This window comes from Pseudomonas sp. DCB_AW (genome assembly GCF_026240895.1).
Classification (GTDB): domain Bacteria; phylum Pseudomonadota; class Gammaproteobacteria; order Pseudomonadales; family Pseudomonadaceae; genus Aquipseudomonas; species Aquipseudomonas kermanshahensis.
The window spans coordinates 1-14,628 of the sequence record NZ_JAPFCE010000031.1 but is presented as its reverse complement, the minus strand read 5'-3'; the positions used below and the strand labels follow the sequence as shown (position 1 = coordinate 14,628).

General features: G+C 64.3%; 10 protein-coding genes and 1 pseudogene. 4 read left to right on the top strand and 7 right to left on the bottom strand.

What is annotated here, in order from left to right; translation table 11 throughout:
• Positions 1 to 38: 38 nt before the first annotated feature.
• From OO306_RS17240 to mexE, 4 genes are all read right to left on the bottom strand, one after another.
• Positions 39 to 1,094 carry a tetratricopeptide repeat protein gene (locus tag OO306_RS17240; RefSeq protein ID WP_265969427.1) on the bottom strand — a complete coding sequence of 352 codons (1,056 nt, stop codon included), beginning with the start codon at positions 1,092 to 1,094 and terminating at the stop codon, positions 39 to 41.
• 358 nt (positions 1,095 to 1,452) lie between these two features.
• The gene (locus OO306_RS17235; protein ID WP_027593417.1) at positions 1,453 to 2,868 is read right to left on the bottom strand and encodes an efflux transporter outer membrane subunit; all 1,416 of its coding nucleotides are present in this window, start codon (positions 2,866 to 2,868) and stop codon (positions 1,453 to 1,455) included.
• Entirely contained in the window at positions 2,865 to 6,044 is a 3,180-nt protein-coding gene (locus OO306_RS17230) for an efflux RND transporter permease subunit (protein WP_027593416.1), read from the bottom strand. The genes OO306_RS17235 and OO306_RS17230 overlap by 4 nt, the downstream gene beginning before the upstream one ends.
• A 12-nt stretch (positions 6,045 to 6,056) precedes the next feature.
• A complete protein-coding gene (gene mexE, locus OO306_RS17225) occupies positions 6,057 to 7,298 on the bottom strand; it encodes a multidrug efflux RND transporter periplasmic adaptor subunit MexE (RefSeq protein ID WP_099454285.1) in 1,242 nt (413 codons plus the stop codon).
• A 330-nt stretch (positions 7,299 to 7,628) separates the two neighbouring features.
• Between mexE and OO306_RS17220 the strand changes: the two genes are divergently transcribed.
• Positions 7,629 to 8,756 (top strand): MFS transporter, encoded by a 1,128-nt coding sequence (locus tag OO306_RS17220; RefSeq protein ID WP_265969448.1) that lies wholly within the window; start codon positions 7,629 to 7,631, stop codon positions 8,754 to 8,756.
• A gap of 33 nt (positions 8,757 to 8,789) precedes the next feature.
• On the opposite strand, the gene OO306_RS17215 is transcribed toward OO306_RS17220, so the two are convergent.
• A complete protein-coding gene (locus tag OO306_RS17215) occupies positions 8,790 to 10,034 on the bottom strand; it encodes a DUF1835 domain-containing protein (RefSeq protein WP_265969426.1) in 1,245 nt (414 codons plus the stop codon).
• Between the two features lie 242 nt (positions 10,035 to 10,276).
• Between OO306_RS17215 and OO306_RS17210 the strand changes: the two genes are divergently transcribed.
• Positions 10,277 to 10,960, top strand: coding sequence for a type IV pilus biogenesis/stability protein PilW (locus tag OO306_RS17210; protein WP_265969425.1), 684 nt, complete (start codon positions 10,277 to 10,279; stop codon positions 10,958 to 10,960).
• A gap of 15 nt (positions 10,961 to 10,975) precedes the next feature.
• On the opposite strand, the gene OO306_RS17205 is transcribed toward OO306_RS17210, so the two are convergent.
• Together OO306_RS17205 and OO306_RS17200 are read right to left on the bottom strand one after the other, a co-directional pair.
• On the bottom strand, positions 10,976 to 12,562 hold the full coding sequence (locus tag OO306_RS17205) for a rhodanese-related sulfurtransferase (protein WP_265969424.1): 1,587 nt from the start codon (positions 12,560 to 12,562) through the stop codon (positions 10,976 to 10,978).
• Positions 12,559 to 13,167 carry a cysteine dioxygenase gene (locus OO306_RS17200; RefSeq protein ID WP_265969423.1) on the bottom strand — a complete coding sequence of 203 codons (609 nt, stop codon included), beginning with the start codon at positions 13,165 to 13,167 and terminating at the stop codon, positions 12,559 to 12,561. The genes OO306_RS17205 and OO306_RS17200 overlap by 4 nt, the downstream gene beginning before the upstream one ends.
• Positions 13,168 to 13,473: 306 nt before the next feature.
• Between OO306_RS17200 and OO306_RS17195 the strand changes: the two genes are divergently transcribed.
• Together OO306_RS17195 and OO306_RS17190 are read left to right on the top strand one after the other, a co-directional pair.
• Positions 13,474 to 14,415: an ABC transporter substrate-binding protein gene (locus OO306_RS17195; RefSeq protein ID WP_265969422.1), complete on the top strand. Its 942-nt coding sequence runs from the start codon at positions 13,474 to 13,476 to the stop codon at positions 14,413 to 14,415.
• Positions 14,416 to 14,492: 77 nt separating this feature from the next.
• Positions 14,493 to 14,628, top strand: a pseudogene (locus OO306_RS17190) (LLM class flavin-dependent oxidoreductase); the annotation flags it as partial.

Below are 14,628 nucleotides of genomic sequence, written 5' to 3'. Positions count from 1 at the left end.
GGGCTGCCGCTTAGGGTTCAACGAATTAGGGGAGGGGCCTACAGGCCCTGTTGCAGCACCGGATCGTCAGGGTTCTGGCGCTCTAGTTCGGCCAGTAGCACCTGGACGTTCTGCAGTTGGCCGGTCTCTTTCCAGTACTGGATCAGCAACAGCCGGGCCCGGCGATTGGCCGGTTGCCGATTGAGCACGGTTTCCAGCTGCTTTTGCGCAGCGTCGACCTGGTCGAGCTCATGCAAGGTCATTGCCAGCGAGTAGCGGTAGTCGGCGTTGTCCGGGTCCAACTCCACCGCACGCGATAAGGCCAGCAGGGCGTACTCACGCTGTTCGTGGCGATTGAGCCAGAGCCCGAGCTCATATTGCAGAAAGGCCGACTCAGGGCTCAGCAGCAAAGCCTTGGCCAGCACTTGGCGGGAGGCGTCGTGATGGCCCTGGCGCTCTAGCAGGCGTACTTGGGTTGCCAGCGCGTCCAGATTGCCTGGTGCAACCTGCAGGGCGCGTTGCAAGGCCGTAGCTGCCTGGGTGTAGTCGTTTTCGTGCAGGTACAGGCGCGCCAAGTGCACCTGCGCGTCGGCGTCTTCGGGCTGCAGCTCCAGCGCCTGCTGATACTGCTCAAGGGCGGCCTGCAAGGGGCCGAAGTACAGGCCTATGGCGTCCGGGTCGAGGCCCAGCAGGGCGTCCACGGCAGCGAAACGTACACTTTGATCCGCATCATCCAGCAACGGGCCCAGCACCAGGCTGCGTTGCGCGGCGGGGAGCAGGCGGCGGATACCGGCGATGGCGGCTCGGCGTACCAGCGGGTCGGCATGCTCCAGGTCCAGGCGCGCGAGTTTCAGCGCCTGTGGTGAGGGGTAGTTGGGCAGCTCGGCATACAGGGCCGCACGGCGGATGGGGGCCAGGTCGTTACGTTGCAACTGCTGGTACAGCACCCGCGCTGCCCCCGGCAAGCCTTCATGGGCCTGGCGCAAGGCCTTGGCGTAGCTGTGCGCAGGCAGCGTAGGCGGGGCCGGCTGGTCGTCTCGCGGCAGGTAGCTGATCATGGCCGACACCAGAATCAGCAGCAGCAAGGCGATCAGGTAGCGGTTGCGTCTGGGCATCGGACGGTCCGTGGCGGCAGGAAGGGCAGAGCTTGGGGCAGCGAGGGGGCAAATGCAACTGGGGGGATTTTGGGGGCGGGTAAGGCGGGAGACGTTTGTTGCCTTTGAGATCGAGCGCCGCCCGCGCGGCGCATCGCGAGCAACGCTCGCTCCTACGTTTGTTTCGGGCGAGTGAGGCCTGTGCCATTTGCGCGCGACCGCCTTGTGGGTTTGACGCAATATTGCGCCATGCACCATGACGGTCGCGTGCGTTTGTCCCAGGAATAATTGGCCTGAAACAAACGTAGGAGCGAGCGTTGCTCGCGATGCGCCGCGCGGGCGGCGCTCGATCTTGTAGGCGCTGCAGATGTACCGCCTATCAGCGCGTGCTGGCCACCGTTTCAGGTTGCCAGCCACCGCCTAAGGCTTTGTAGATCGAGACGATACCGCGGTACAGCTCGACCTCACCCTGGGCCTGGGCATCTTCAGCGCTGAGGCGTTCACGTTCAGCGTCGAGCAACACCAGGTAGTCCACCGTGCCTTCGCGATAACGGATCGACGCCAGCTCCGCAGCCTTGCGGCTGGCGTCACTCTGGCGCATCAGCGACAGCAGGCGCTGCTGCGTCTTGTCGTAATCGCTGAAGGCATTGGCCGACTCTTCCAGGGCCAGCAGCACCTGCTGCTCATAGTTGGCCAGGGCGCCTTCGGCGTCTGCCTTGGCACCGCGCAGGCGGGCCCGTACGCTGCCCAGGTCGAAGGCCGCCCAGGTGATGCTAGGGCCAAGGCCCCAGGCATTGGCTGCCGAAGACCCGATCTGCGAGCCGCGTGCGGCGGTAAAGCCGAGGAAGCCACTTAGGCTGACCCGCGGGAACAGGTCAGCGGTGGCGACACCGACGTTGGCCGTGGCGGCCGCCAGCTGGCGTTCGGCACTGCGGATATCCGGGCGGCGCCGCAGCAACTCGCCAGGGTCGCCCACCGGCAGCGCTTTGGCGATCGCCGGCAGGGCCTTGGGCGACAGGTCGACGCTCAGTGCATCCGGGCGTTGACCAAGCAGGGTGGCGATGCGATGGCGGGCACGCGCCTGTTCGGCCTGTAGCTGCGGCACGGTGGCCTCGACGCCGGCCAGGCGCGCATCGGCCCGGACCACGTCGAGTTCGTTGCCGACCCCGGCATCGCGCAGGGTTTCGGTGATGCTGCGCGATTCTTGCTGGGTCTTGAGGTTGGCCAGGGCGATGTTCTCGCGCAATTGCGCGCCACGCAGTTGGCCGTAGGCGTCGACCAGTTCGGCGATCAGGCTGACCTGCAACTGCTGCAAGTCGGCTGCGGCAGCGGCTTCCTGGGCTTCGCTGGCCTCAATCTGGCGCTGGATACGGCCGAACAGGTCAAGCTCCCACGCCATGTCCAGGCCCAGGTCGTAGCGTTCGCTGTTAACCCGCTGCTCAGTCTGGCCGGGGACCTGGCCTTTGCCGATTTCGCTGCTGGCACGGCTGGTGACCACCGGCAACTGGTCGTTCGAGGCGTCCTCACGGATCGCACGGGCCGACTTCAGCCGGGCAAAGGCCACCCGAAGGTCACGGTTGCCGTCGAGCGAGGCCTGCACCAGTTGGTTCAGCACCGGGTCGTCGAACTGCTTCCACCAGATGCTTTCGAAGCGGCTGCGGTCGTAGGCCTTGGCCTGCATTTCAGTGTCGAAATGGGCAGGCTCGGTGGTCGGCGTCTTGTAATCCGGGCCCACCGCACAGGCCGCCAGGGCCAAGGCCAACAGGCTCGGGGTCAGGGGCTTGAGCATATTCATGCGTGGCTCTCCAGCGATTGAACGCGTTCGGCTTTGCGGGCCTGGCGGCGTTCGACGAAACGGCGGATCAGGAAGAAGAACACAGGCGTCAGGAACAGCCCGAATACAGTGACGCCGATCATCCCCGAGAACACCGCGACACCCATGGCGTGGCGCATTTCCGAGCCGGCACCGGAGGAGAACACCAGCGGTACCACGCCCATGATGAAGGCGATCGAGGTCATCAGGATCGGCCGCAGGCGCAGGCGGCAGGCTTCCAGTACCGCAGCCAGCGGGTCGAGGCCCTTGGCCTGTTCATCCTTGGCGAACTCGACGATCAGGATCGCGTTCTTGCACGCCAGGCCCACCAGTACGATCAAGCCGATCTGGGTGAAGATGTTGTTGTCGCCACCCGAGATGATCACCCCGGTAATGGCCGACAGCAGGGTCATCGGCACGATCAGGATCACCGCCAGCGGCAGGCTCCAGCTTTCGTACTGGGCGGCCAGCACCAGGAAGGCCAGCAGCACGCAGAGCGGGAAGACGAACAGCGCGGTGTTGCCCGAGAGGATCTGCTGGTAGGTCAGGTCGGTCCACTCGAAGGTCATGCCGTTGGGCAGCTCTTCTTTGAGCAGTTTTTCAATGGCTGCCTCGGCCTGGCCAGAGCTGTAGCCCGGTGCCGCTGCGCCGTTGATCTCGGCAGTGATGAAGCCGTTGTAGTGCATGACGCGGTCAGGCCCGGAGGTGTCGCTGACCTTGAGGAAGGTCGCCAGCGGGATCATCTCGCCCAGGTTGTTGCGCACCTTCAACTGGCCAATCTGCTCGGCGTCGAGACGGAACTGTTGTTCTGCCTGAACGTTGACCTGGTAGGTACGGCCAAAGCGGTTGAAGTCGTTGGTGTACAGCGAGCCCAGGTAGACCTGCAGGGTGTCGAAGATGTCATTGATCGCTACGCCGTGGGTCTTGGCCTTTTCGCGGTCGATGGCTGCATCGACCTGTGGCACGTTGACCTGGTAGCTGGTGAACAGGCCAGCCAGCTCCGGCACGTTGTGGCTCTTGGCAATGATGTTCTGGGTTTCTTTGTACAGCGCTTCGTAGCCCAGGTTGCCGCGGTCCTCGATCTGCAGGCGGAAGCCGCCGATGGTGCCCAGGCCTTGAACCGGCGGAGGCGGGAAGATCGCGATGTAGGCGTCTTGGATGTCGGCGAACTGGGCATTCAGCGCGGCGGCGATGGCGGCTGCCGACTGGCTCGGGTCTTTACGCTCGTCAAATGGCTTGAGCGGGGTGAACACGATGCCGCTGTTCGGGCTGTTGGTGAAACCGTTGATCGACAGGCCTGGGAAGGCCACCGAGTCGGCAACACCCGGTTGCTTCAGGGCGATTTCGCTCATGCGCTTGATCACCGCCTCGGTGCGGTCGAGGCTGGCGGCGTCCGGCAGCTGGGCGAAGGCGACCAGGTACTGCTTGTCCTGGGCCGGTACGAAACCGGTCGGGGTGGACGAGAAGCCCAGGTAAGTCAGGCCCATCAGGCCGGCGTAGACGAACAGGGCGATGCCGCTGGAGCGGATGACCCGGCGCACGCCGCCTACATAGCTGTGGCTGGCACGGTCGAAGAACCGGTTGAACGGCGCGAACAGCCAGCTGCCCAGCAGCTTTTCCAGCAACCGCGAGAAACGGTCCTTGGGCGCGTGGTGGTCTTTGAGCAGCACAGCCGCCAAGGCTGGCGACAAGGTCAGCGAGTTGAATGCCGAGATCACGGTCGAGATGGCGATGGTCAGGGCAAATTGCTTGTAGAACTGTCCGGTAAGCCCGGAAATGAACGCCGCAGGTACGAACACGGCGCACAGCACCAATGCGGTGGCGATGATCGGCCCGGTCACTTCGCTCATGGCCTTTTGCGTGGCTTCCAGCGGTTTCAGGCCAAGCCCGATATTGCGCTCGACGTTCTCCACCACGACGATGGCGTCGTCCACCACGATACCGATGGCCAATACCAGCCCGAACAGCGACAAGGCATTGAGCGAGAAGCCGAACAGGTGCATCACGGCAAAGGTACCGATCAGCGACACCGGCACGGCCAGCAGCGGAATGATCGAGGCGCGCCAGGTCTGCAGGAACAGGATCACGACCAGCACGACCAGGATCAGCGCTTCGAACAGCGTGTGCACTACCGCTTCGATCGAACCACGGACGAACACGGTCGGGTCATAGACGATGCTGTAGTCCATCCCCTCAGGGAAGTCCTTCTTCAGCTCGGCCATTTTCGCCCGCACTTCGTCGGAGATGTCGATGGCATTGGAGCCTGGGCGCTGGAAGATCGGGATCGCCACCGCCGGCTGGTTGTTCAGCAGCGAGCGCAGGGCGTACTGGCTGGAGCCCAGTTCGACCCGGGCGATGTCTTTCAGGCGGGTGATTTCGCCATCGGCACCGGCACGGATGATGATGTTCTCGAACTCTTCCTCATTGACCAAGCGGCCTTGGGTGTTGATCGACAGCTGGAAGCTGGTGGAGCCGGGGGCGGGCGGGGCGCCCAACTGGCCGGCCGCAACCTGGCGGTTCTGCTCACGGATGGCCGCAACGACGTCGCTGGCAGTCAGGTTGCGCGAAGCGGTCTTGTTCGGGTCGAGCCACACGCGCAACGAGTAGTCGCCCATGCCGAACAGCTGCACATCACCCACACCGCCCAGGCGCGCCAACTCGTCCTTGATGTTGAGGATGGCGTAGTTGGACAGGTAGAGCATGTCGTAGCGGTTATCCGGCGACGTCAGGTGCACGACCATGGTCAGGTCGGGCGAGGCCTTGTCGACGGTGATACCAATGCGCGTCACTTCTTCCGGCAGCTTGGGCTGGGTACGGGTGACACGGTTCTGGACCTGCACCTGCGCGTTGTCCAGGTCAGTGCCCAGGGCGAAGGTGATGGTCAGTGTCAGCTTGCCATCGGCGGTGGACTGGGAAGACATGTACAGCATGTTCTCCACGCCGGTGATGGCCTGCTCCAGCGGCGCGGCGACCGTTTCACCGATCACCTTGGGGTTGGCGCCCGGGAAGTTGGCACGCACCACCACTGTAGGTGGAACCACCTCGGGGTATTCGCTGATCGGCAACTGGAACAGCGAGATCGACCCTGCGATCAGCAGTACCAGCGACAGTACCGCCGCAAAGATCGGCCGGGTGATGAAGAATTTCGAGAAGTTCATCGGTGTGGTCCCTTAACCGCGTGGCGCTTGGGCGCTGGCGACTTTTACAGTGGCGCCCGCTACCTTCGGCGCCGGGTTGCTGGCCTCCAGGGCCTGGCGCTGTTGGGCGAGGGCGGCGAGGGTCTGCTCGCTGGCCATCGGGGTGTCTTCCGGGGTTACCGCGGAGCCTGGGCGCACACGCTGCAGGCCCCTGACCACGATGCGGTCGTCCTTGGCCAGGCCGCTGCGCACGATGCGCAGGCCTTCTAGCTTCGGCCCCAGCTCTACCGCGCGGTAGGCGGCTTTGTTGTCCTTGTCCATCACCAGCACGAACTTCTTGCCAAGGTCGGTGCCGACGGCTTCGTCGTTGATCAGCACGGCGTCGTACTGGGCGCTGCCGACCAGCTTCAGGCGGGCATACAGGCCGGGGGTGAACTGGCCGTCGCGGTTGTCGAACACGGCGCGGCCACGGATGGTGCCGGTGCGCGGGTTGACTTGGTTGTCGACGAAGTTCATCTGGCCCAGGTGCGGGTTGCCGGTTTCGTTGGTCAGGCCGAGGTACACCGGGGTGGCCTGGCCGCGCTGGCCTTCACGCGCCAGCTGGGTGTACTTGAGGTACACGCGCTCGTCGGCGTCGAAATAGGCGTAGACCTTGTCGGTGGAGACCACGCTGGTAAGCGGGGTGACATCGGCGGTGACGATGTTGCCGGCAGTGAACTGGGCACGGCTGACCCGGCCGCTGATGGGCGCGGTCACGCGGGTGAAGCTCAGGTTCAGGCGGGCCAGGTCGAGTTGGGCCTGGATGGCATCGACCCCGGCGCGGGCTTCGGCGGCGGCGCTGCTGCGCGACTCGGCAAGCTCGGCGGAGATCGCGTTGCTGTCACGCAAGCGCTCGCCGCGGCGGGCTTCGTTGGCGCTGCGGATGGCCGTGGCCTTGGCTTGCTGCAGTTGGGCTTCGAGGCGGCGGACCTCTGCCTGGAACGGGCGTGGGTCGATCTGGAACAGCAGGTCGCCTTTCTTGACCTGCGCGCCCTCGGTGAAACCAACCAGGTCGATCTGGCCCGAGACCCGTGGCCGCACTTCGACGGTTTCCGGGGCTTCGAGGCGGCCGGTGAACTCGTCCCATTCGTTGATCGGCTGCTCGATCACCTTGGCCACGCTGACCTTGGGCGCGGCGGGCGCCTGCACGGCGTCGGGGGTTCGACCGCAAGCGCTGAGCACTACGACTGCCAGGGCAGCGAGTGGAAAGCGCAAGGGTTTGAGTGATTGTTCCATGGAGAACTCCGCCAATGTATTAGTAGTGGGCGGAGTGTGAGTGTCTTGCGCGTGAGGCACGAATCGAACGGGGCGAAGGTTATTATCACGCTGAATGATATGTCGGGATATTTCATCGATGGTGGGCATGGTAGGGTGCCTGTGCTGGCCCTTTCGCGGGGCAAGCCCGCTCCCACAGGTCATATGCTGCTCTCAGCGTCGCTGAGATTCCTGTGGGAGCGGGCTTGCCCCGCGAAAGGGCCGGTGCAGACACCCTCGTATGTGACTCAAGGCCTCGTAGTGAAAAGCACCCCCCAATTCCCCAGGCCCCTCGGCATCGTCTGCCTGGGCATCCTGCAAATCCTGGTCTGGGGCGGTTCGTTCTTCCTCATGGCCGTGATGGCCGACCCGATCAGCCGTGACACTGGCTGGCCCAGCCAGTGGGTGTACGGCGCGTTGTCGCTGAGCCTGATGGTCTCGGCGCTGTGCGCCCCGTTGTCCAGCCGCCTGGTCGCCCGCTACGGCGGCCGCCCGCAAATGGCGGCCAGTGGTGCGGTGGTTGCAGTGGGCCTGCTGATCATGGCTGCCAGCCACAGCCTGTTGGTGTTCCTGCTGGCTTGGGCGGTGATCGGTGTGGGCATGGCCATGGGGCTGTACGAGGCCTTGTTCTCGACCCTGGGCGGCCTGTATGGCGAGGGCGCTGGCAAGGCTATCACTGGCATCACCCTGATTGCCGGCTTTGCCTCGACCCTGTCGTGGCCGACCGTGGCCTTGGCTATCGAGCACTTGGGCTGGCGCACGACCTGCGTGTGTTATGCGGTTGTGCTGCTACTGGTGGTAGCCCCTTTGTATTGGCGTGTATTGCCGCCAGGCGGGCAGGTCGAGGTGCGCAAGGCGCAGCAGAACAGCGCTGCAGTCGGGGTAGATCGCCAGCTCTACCTGCTGTTGACCGGCATGTTCGCCATTGGCGCGATCATCATGACGGCGATTGCCGTGCAGTTGGTCGCCGTGCTCCAGGGCCTTGGGCATTCGCTGCCGGTGGCGATCGGCCTGGCGGCGATGCTCGGCCCCAGCCAGGTGGCCTCGCGGGTGCTGCAGATTCTGGCGGGCAAGCGCCACCCAATCTGGACGGCGCTGGCCTGGGTAAGCCTGGTGCTGGTGGGCTTGCTGCTGGTGACGCTGGTGCCGGCGGCCACGGCCGTGGGCCTGCTGGTATTCGGTTGCGGTAACGGCTTGCGGGCGATCGTGCGCGGGCTGTTGCCGTTGGCAATGATGCCGCCCGCGCAGTATGTGCTGCTGATGGGGCGCATGTCGCGGCCTTCGCTGATCGGCCAGGCCTTGACGCCGCTGGTGGGTGGATATCTGTTTGAGCACTTTGGCTCAATGGGGGTATTGGTGACCTTGTGCCTGCTGGCACTGGTCAATGTGGTGCTGGTGGGCATTGTGATGCGGCGGGTACGTGCTGGCGCTAAGGGTTGAGTCCCTTTGAGATCAAGCGCCAGCAGCATTTCCCTAATGGCGTTGCCAGACTTCGCCTCGCTCGCTGACTACCCAAGGCGCTTGCTCAGCGTCGATAAGTACACCGCCAACCCAGCGCGGAGGAGGCGCCTGATCCAGCCAATTGGCCTGCCCGTCGAGAACGCTTTCGCCCAGTGCAGTCAGCCTCAAGGGCCGTTGCGCCCAGCCCTCTCCTGAGCCTTCCAGCAACAGCGGGTGCGGTGCATGGATCAGCGGTTGCAGCAACACGTGGAACATCAGGTCGCCCAGGTAAGGCAATGGTTCATCGTGCATCATCAGCTGTGCAAACACTCGGCCGGCCGGGAGCTCACCCTTTTGCGCGAGGATGCGTAACAGCAAGCGCTCTGTGAGGCTCAGGCCATCCTTTGCCCCTGGCAACTCCTGCAACTGGCGCGCAAGTGCTGCGCTTAATTGGGGTAAAGACGGGTGCTTCTGAACCGCAAGGGCAGCCCAGGCGCGTGGGTCTGGTGCGGTATAGGCAGCCCAAGCCTGCTTCGCTAACGCTATGGCGTCTGGGCCCAAAGGCCGCCGTTGTGGCCAAAGCCAGGCAAGCAGGTCGGGGGCGAGTTGGCCGATGCCGATGAAACGCTCGACGCCGGGCACCTCGGTAATTTCGATCAGCTCGAGCCGCCGCGGCAGGCAGGGCAGGCTTGCCAGAACTCGGATCAGAAATAGCTGATCGTAAGCATCCCCTTCGCACCAGAGCACAACTTCACTATCAGCGTTCAACTGTGCCAGTGCTGCGCGCTGCCTAGCCTGGCGCTGCTCGACGTCCTGCGCGCCAAGGTTGAACGCCTGTTGCGTATACGCGGCACGCACGGGCCAGTACTCATCTTCTGGCAGTGCCGGCACCGGCCCCATGACCATCGGGTCGTCGAACATGTGAAACGCGCCGTTAAAGCCCACTGTGCGCAAGCTATGGGCGATGTCATTGCCGCAGCGCCAGTGCTGCATGGTGGCCTCGCCATCGGCGGTAAAGTTTGGGTGGCGCGCTGCAAAGGCGACAGCGTCAGCATGAGCCTTGAGCTTTGGCCAACTGGCAAAACCCGCTTCGCGGGCCAGCAGCCACTGGGTGTCAGCGAGCCTGTAATGCGGGCCAGTCAGGCCGAGTAGGCGCAGTTGGGCGCGCGCGTCCTCGGCCTCGCCGTTGTTTAGCGCTTTCAGCAAGCGTTTGGCGCGTTTGCGCAGGTCGGCCAGATCGAGCAGGCCGTGATGACGGGAAGCATGGATGGCGGGCATGCCAACTCCTTTGGGGCTCGGTCCGCCGACAAGCCGGGAGCTGGAATGAAAATGAGATGAAGCGTGGCTTGGGCACCCCTTCGCGCGGACCGCAGGCGCAGCGAACGCCCTAGGGCGGACTCTAGCGGCTAGTGGGCGGTGAAGCAATGGCCTGGCGGTTGATGGGAACTTCGATGGCATGTTCAGGTCGATAGCGTCTTCTTTCGAACCAGGCCCACCTGGACCCGTCGAGTGCGTTCCTCATGCCAAGCAAGCGTATGCTGTCGGCCTTAACCCTGTTGTTCAGCATCACCGCGTGCGATTCCATCACCGCCGGCGAGCGCACGGCGCCTGCAAGCAGTAACACGGCCTCGACCCTGCTGATCGAAACAGCCTCCAGACAATACGCAGAAGGCAAACTGGACCAGGCTGCCGCCACGCTGGAGCGGGCGCTGCAAATCCAGCCGAACAACCCCGCCACGCTGCACTACCTGGGTGTGCTGCGCCTGCAGCAGGGGCAATACGAACAGGCTGAAGTGTTGGCGGCGCGCTCCAACCTGCGGGTTGGACGCAACGTGGCCTTGCGCAATCGCAATCTGCAATTGATCGAGGCGGCGAACCAAGCCCGGATTTCGGGTACGCCGCCGGGTGCTGTAAAGGCGTCGGCCGTTCAAGTAATACCCGCAGAGGCCAGCCCGGAGCCCACGCGATCAGTCTCCCTGGCTGCTGCCCAGCAACTCCAGGGCGTTGCCGGTCAGCAGCGCGTGGGCATGCCTGAATACCCCATGGACGAAACTGCCTTCGAGGTACCGCGGGGCCACAGACCGCCGCCAGGCAAATGCCGAATCTGGTACCCCGATCGCCCACCTGGGCACCAACCCCCGCCGGGCAAATGCAAGAAGCTGCAAAAGCATGTTCCAGCGGGTGCCTACCTACTGCGTCACTGATGACCGGGGCGCACGTTAACGGACAACATGAAACCCATGCGTACCGTCGCGTTCCAGTTGGGCGATCAGGCCGAACTCCCAGTCCAGATACCCTTGCATGGCTTCACGCGGGTTGTCGGTGCCTTCATAGGGCCGGCGGTAGCGGTCGCTGCGCGCCACTGCCAGGTGCGTTTCGCCACTTTCCAGCGGTAAGCCCGCAGCAATCCAGCGCGCAGTGCCGCCCTCCAGCACATACACCGGTGTGTGTGTCAGGGCCTGCAAGTCGACCGCCGCGAAGCGCGCCAGCAAGCTGCTGCCGCAGGTGAGCACGTAGCGTTCGGCAACCGGCAGTTGCTCCAGCACCTGCGGCAACTGCGCTCGGATCGCCCAATGGGCACCCGGGATGTGGCGTTTGACGTAGTTGGCGCTGGTGGTGAAGTCCAGCAGCACCGTGCCTGGCGCTTGCAGCCAGGTGTGCAACTGGTCGACGTCGATCTCGTTCACCTGGGGCTGTTCCGGCAATGGCGCCTGCCAATCGCCGGGCTCGCTGAAATCCGCTGTCGACAGGCCGTCCAGCACGGCGACCTGCCAACCCATCTGGGCCAGCCACGAGGCACTCATGTTGGCCCGCACACCGTCGTCATCCACCAGCACGATACGCGCGCCGCGCACGCTGGCGACATGGTCGGTCTCTTGCACCAGTTGCCCGCCGGGGACCGAGCGGCTGGCCGGCAGGTGGCCCTGGGCAAACTCTTCAGGGGTACGCACATCGAACAGGTAGGTGGTGCGGTGGGGCTCTGCCTGCCAGGCCGCCAGGCCTTCGCGAGTCAGCCGCGCAACTGCGGCACGGTCGGCCACGGCGCGGGCACGGTCGGCGGCGCTGGCGCGGGTGGTGTCGCTAACGGGGGCAAAGCTGCGTTGCTGGCCGTGAGCCAGTTGCTGGCCGGCAAGCGTCCAGCCGATGGTGCCATTGCGCAGTGCCGCCACCGGGTTGGGGATGCCGGCGTTGACCAGTGATTGGGTGCCGATGATGCTGCGGGTACGCCCCGCGCAGTTGACGATTACCTGGGTGGCGGGGTTCGGCGCGAGCTCGGCCACGCGCAATACCAGTTCGGCCCCCGGCACACTGATGCCGCCGGGGATGCTCATGGTCTGGTACTCGTCGAAACGACGGGCGTCGAGCACCACCACATCGGCCTTGGCATCGAGCAATGCCTGCACCTGCTCGGCCGCCAGCGACGGCGTGTGCCGCTCGCTTTCGACCAGTTCGCCAAAGGCCTTGCTTGGCACGTTGACGTCACGGAACAACTCGCCGCCAGCCGCGCGCCAGCCAGCCAGGCCACCCTCGAGCAGTGCCACATCGCTGTAGCCCAACGCCGACAGGCGCGCGGCAGCCAGCGTAGCCAGCCCTTCACCGTCGTCATACAGGGTGATGGCGGTGTCACGCCGCGGTACCCGGGCGAAGACGTCCAGCTCCAGCTTCGACAGCGGGATGTTGGCGGCAAACAGCGGGTGTTCCTGGGCGAACGGGTCTTCCTCGCGAACATCGATCAACGCCAGCTCTTCATGGGCCAGCAAGGCCCGGCGAATGTCATGGAAGGAACGGGTGGCGACAGTACTCATGGGGCTGGATTCTCTTTGGACAGGTCCCAGATGTTGGGCAGGAGGGTATTGGAGTAGCCGGAGATGAAGGGTTTTTCAGTGCCGTCGGCCAGGTACACCGCCCGGCTGACCGCGCCGATATTGGCGCCGTAGACGTGGATGCTGATCGACACCTGGTCGTCGAAGGCGTTGCTGACCTGGTGAATGTCGCCGATACGCGGCGAAACCGCTTCGACATGGCCAGGGTCGATCCGCACCGGCGCACCGGCCGGCAGCAACGCACCGTGCTCGCTGCGGGCGAAACCTTGCGAATATTCAGCGCCGCGCAGCATGCCGATCAGCCCCCAGACCCGGTGATCGTGAATCGGCGTCTGCTGCCCTGGCCCCCAGACGAAGCTGACGACAGAGAAGCGTTGGCGCGAGTCGCAATGCAGCAGGTATTGCTGGTAGCGGCTTGGGTCCGGTTGGGCGAGGGCTTCGGGTAACCAGTCGTCATGGGCGACCAGGCTGCGCAGCAGGCCTTGGCCTTGGTCGAGGAGGGTGGCTTCGTCGGGGGCTCGGTCGAGCAGCTCCGAAAGCGCACCGATGAAGTGTCGCAGGCGCTCCAGGCGCAGGGATTGGCTCATGGTTCAGGCTCGGCTGACGGTTTCGGTTAACCCTAGCAAACTCGCTGAATATTCACCAAAGTAAAATTAATCATAAGCTAATATGCAAAATATGCATTTACAGGCTCGCCTATCTGTTTTGAAATAGGCCACCGTCGAAGGCATTAGGTTATGCCTAGAACGAATTTCCCACAGGCTTTATACATCGATAACTTATAAGCAAGGCGCTGGTTAGATTCAAAGCGCATACCACTGTCATTTATCAAAGCGAGACCGCACGGGCGGATCGACTACCTAGTTGCGCCTTTATTGGCCCTGGAGACGAACGTGCGATACCTCAAGCAACTGGCCGCCGGTGTGCTGGCCACCTCACTGAGCCTGGCCGCCGCCGCGCAGACCCTGGTGGTCGGCGACCAAAGCTTCAATGCCCGTGCGGTGATGGAAGCCGCCGGCGTGCTCGATGACGTGCCCTATACCCTGGAATGGAAGCAGTTCACCGCAGGCTCCCCGGTGGCTGAAGCCTTGAATGTCGGCAGCCTCGACATTGGCCTGCTGGGCGATGCGCCGCCGCTGTTCCTCGGTGCCTTGGGGGCACCGATCAAGGTGATTGCGGTGAGCCGGCAGAACCTCGACGGGGTCGCCATCCTGGCGCGCAAGGATTCGAACATTCACAGCCTTGAAGACCTGCGCGGCAAACGCGCGGCCCTGTGGAAAGGCTCGTGGAGCCAGCAACTGCTGTTCAGCGCCCTGGACAAGGCCGGCGTGCCCCGCGATGCCTTGGAGCTGCGCTACCTCAGCGCGCTGGATGCCTCGCACGCCCTGGATGGCGGTTCGGTGGACGTGATCGCGACCTGGGAGCCTTATGTCACCCAACAGGAGCGCCAAGGCGCCAGGGTGCTGGCCACAGCCGAAGGCTTGATTCCGGCCCAGAGCTTTGTGGTGGCCAACGCCAAGGCCGTCGACGCCAAGCGTGCGCAGATCACTGATTTTCTGCAGCGTTTGAAGAAGGCCCGTGATTGGACATTGAGCAATCCAGCCAACACCGAGGCCTATGCCGACGCCTGGGCCAAGCGCACCCGCGCCGACCGTGACATTGCCCGGGCCTGGTTCGCCCGCGCGCGCACCGACGTGGCGCCACTCAACCCCCAGGTGATTGTCGATGCGCAGAAGACGGTGGACTTTTTTGCCGGGCTTGGGCTGATCAAGGCCTACCCGGCAGCGAGTCTGTTCGATACCTCGTTTGCAGCGGCGCTGGCCAACGACCATTGAGTTTGACTGTGCCGGCCTCTTCGCGGGCTTGCCCGCGCAGAGGCCCGGACAGCCCCCATCATTTCAGAGGGCTCCCCCTGACCACCCGCCAAATCAAACTCGGCGCCCTGACCATGGGCGGCGGCGGCCCTGGCCGCCAGAACCTCGGGCTCGACCCCGAGCTGCCGGCCGCTGCCAGTGTCAACATCGACTGGGACAAAGACATCGCCCGCC

Bases quoted from the DNA above. Each gene is read 5' to 3' on its own strand.
- OO306_RS17240 (WP_265969427.1), bottom strand. From the start codon at position 1,094: ATGCCCAGACGCAACCGCTACCTGATCGCCTTGCTGCTGCTGATTCTG.
- OO306_RS17235 (WP_027593417.1), bottom strand. From the start codon at position 2,868: ATGAATATGCTCAAGCCCCTGACCCCGAGCCTGTTGGCCTTGGCCCTG.
- mexE (WP_099454285.1), bottom strand. From the start codon at position 7,298: ATGGAACAATCACTCAAACCCTTGCGCTTTCCACTCGCTGCCCTGGCA.
- OO306_RS17230 (WP_027593416.1), bottom strand. From the start codon at position 6,044: ATGAACTTCTCGAAATTCTTCATCACCCGGCCGATCTTTGCGGCGGTA.
- OO306_RS17210 (WP_265969425.1), top strand. From the start codon at position 10,277: ATGCCAAGCAAGCGTATGCTGTCGGCCTTAACCCTGTTGTTCAGCATC.
- OO306_RS17215 (WP_265969426.1), bottom strand. From the start codon at position 10,034: ATGCCCGCCATCCATGCTTCCCGTCATCACGGCCTGCTCGATCTGGCC.
- OO306_RS17200 (WP_265969423.1), bottom strand. From the start codon at position 13,167: ATGAGCCAATCCCTGCGCCTGGAGCGCCTGCGACACTTCATCGGTGCG.
- OO306_RS17205 (WP_265969424.1), bottom strand. From the start codon at position 12,562: ATGAGTACTGTCGCCACCCGTTCCTTCCATGACATTCGCCGGGCCTTG.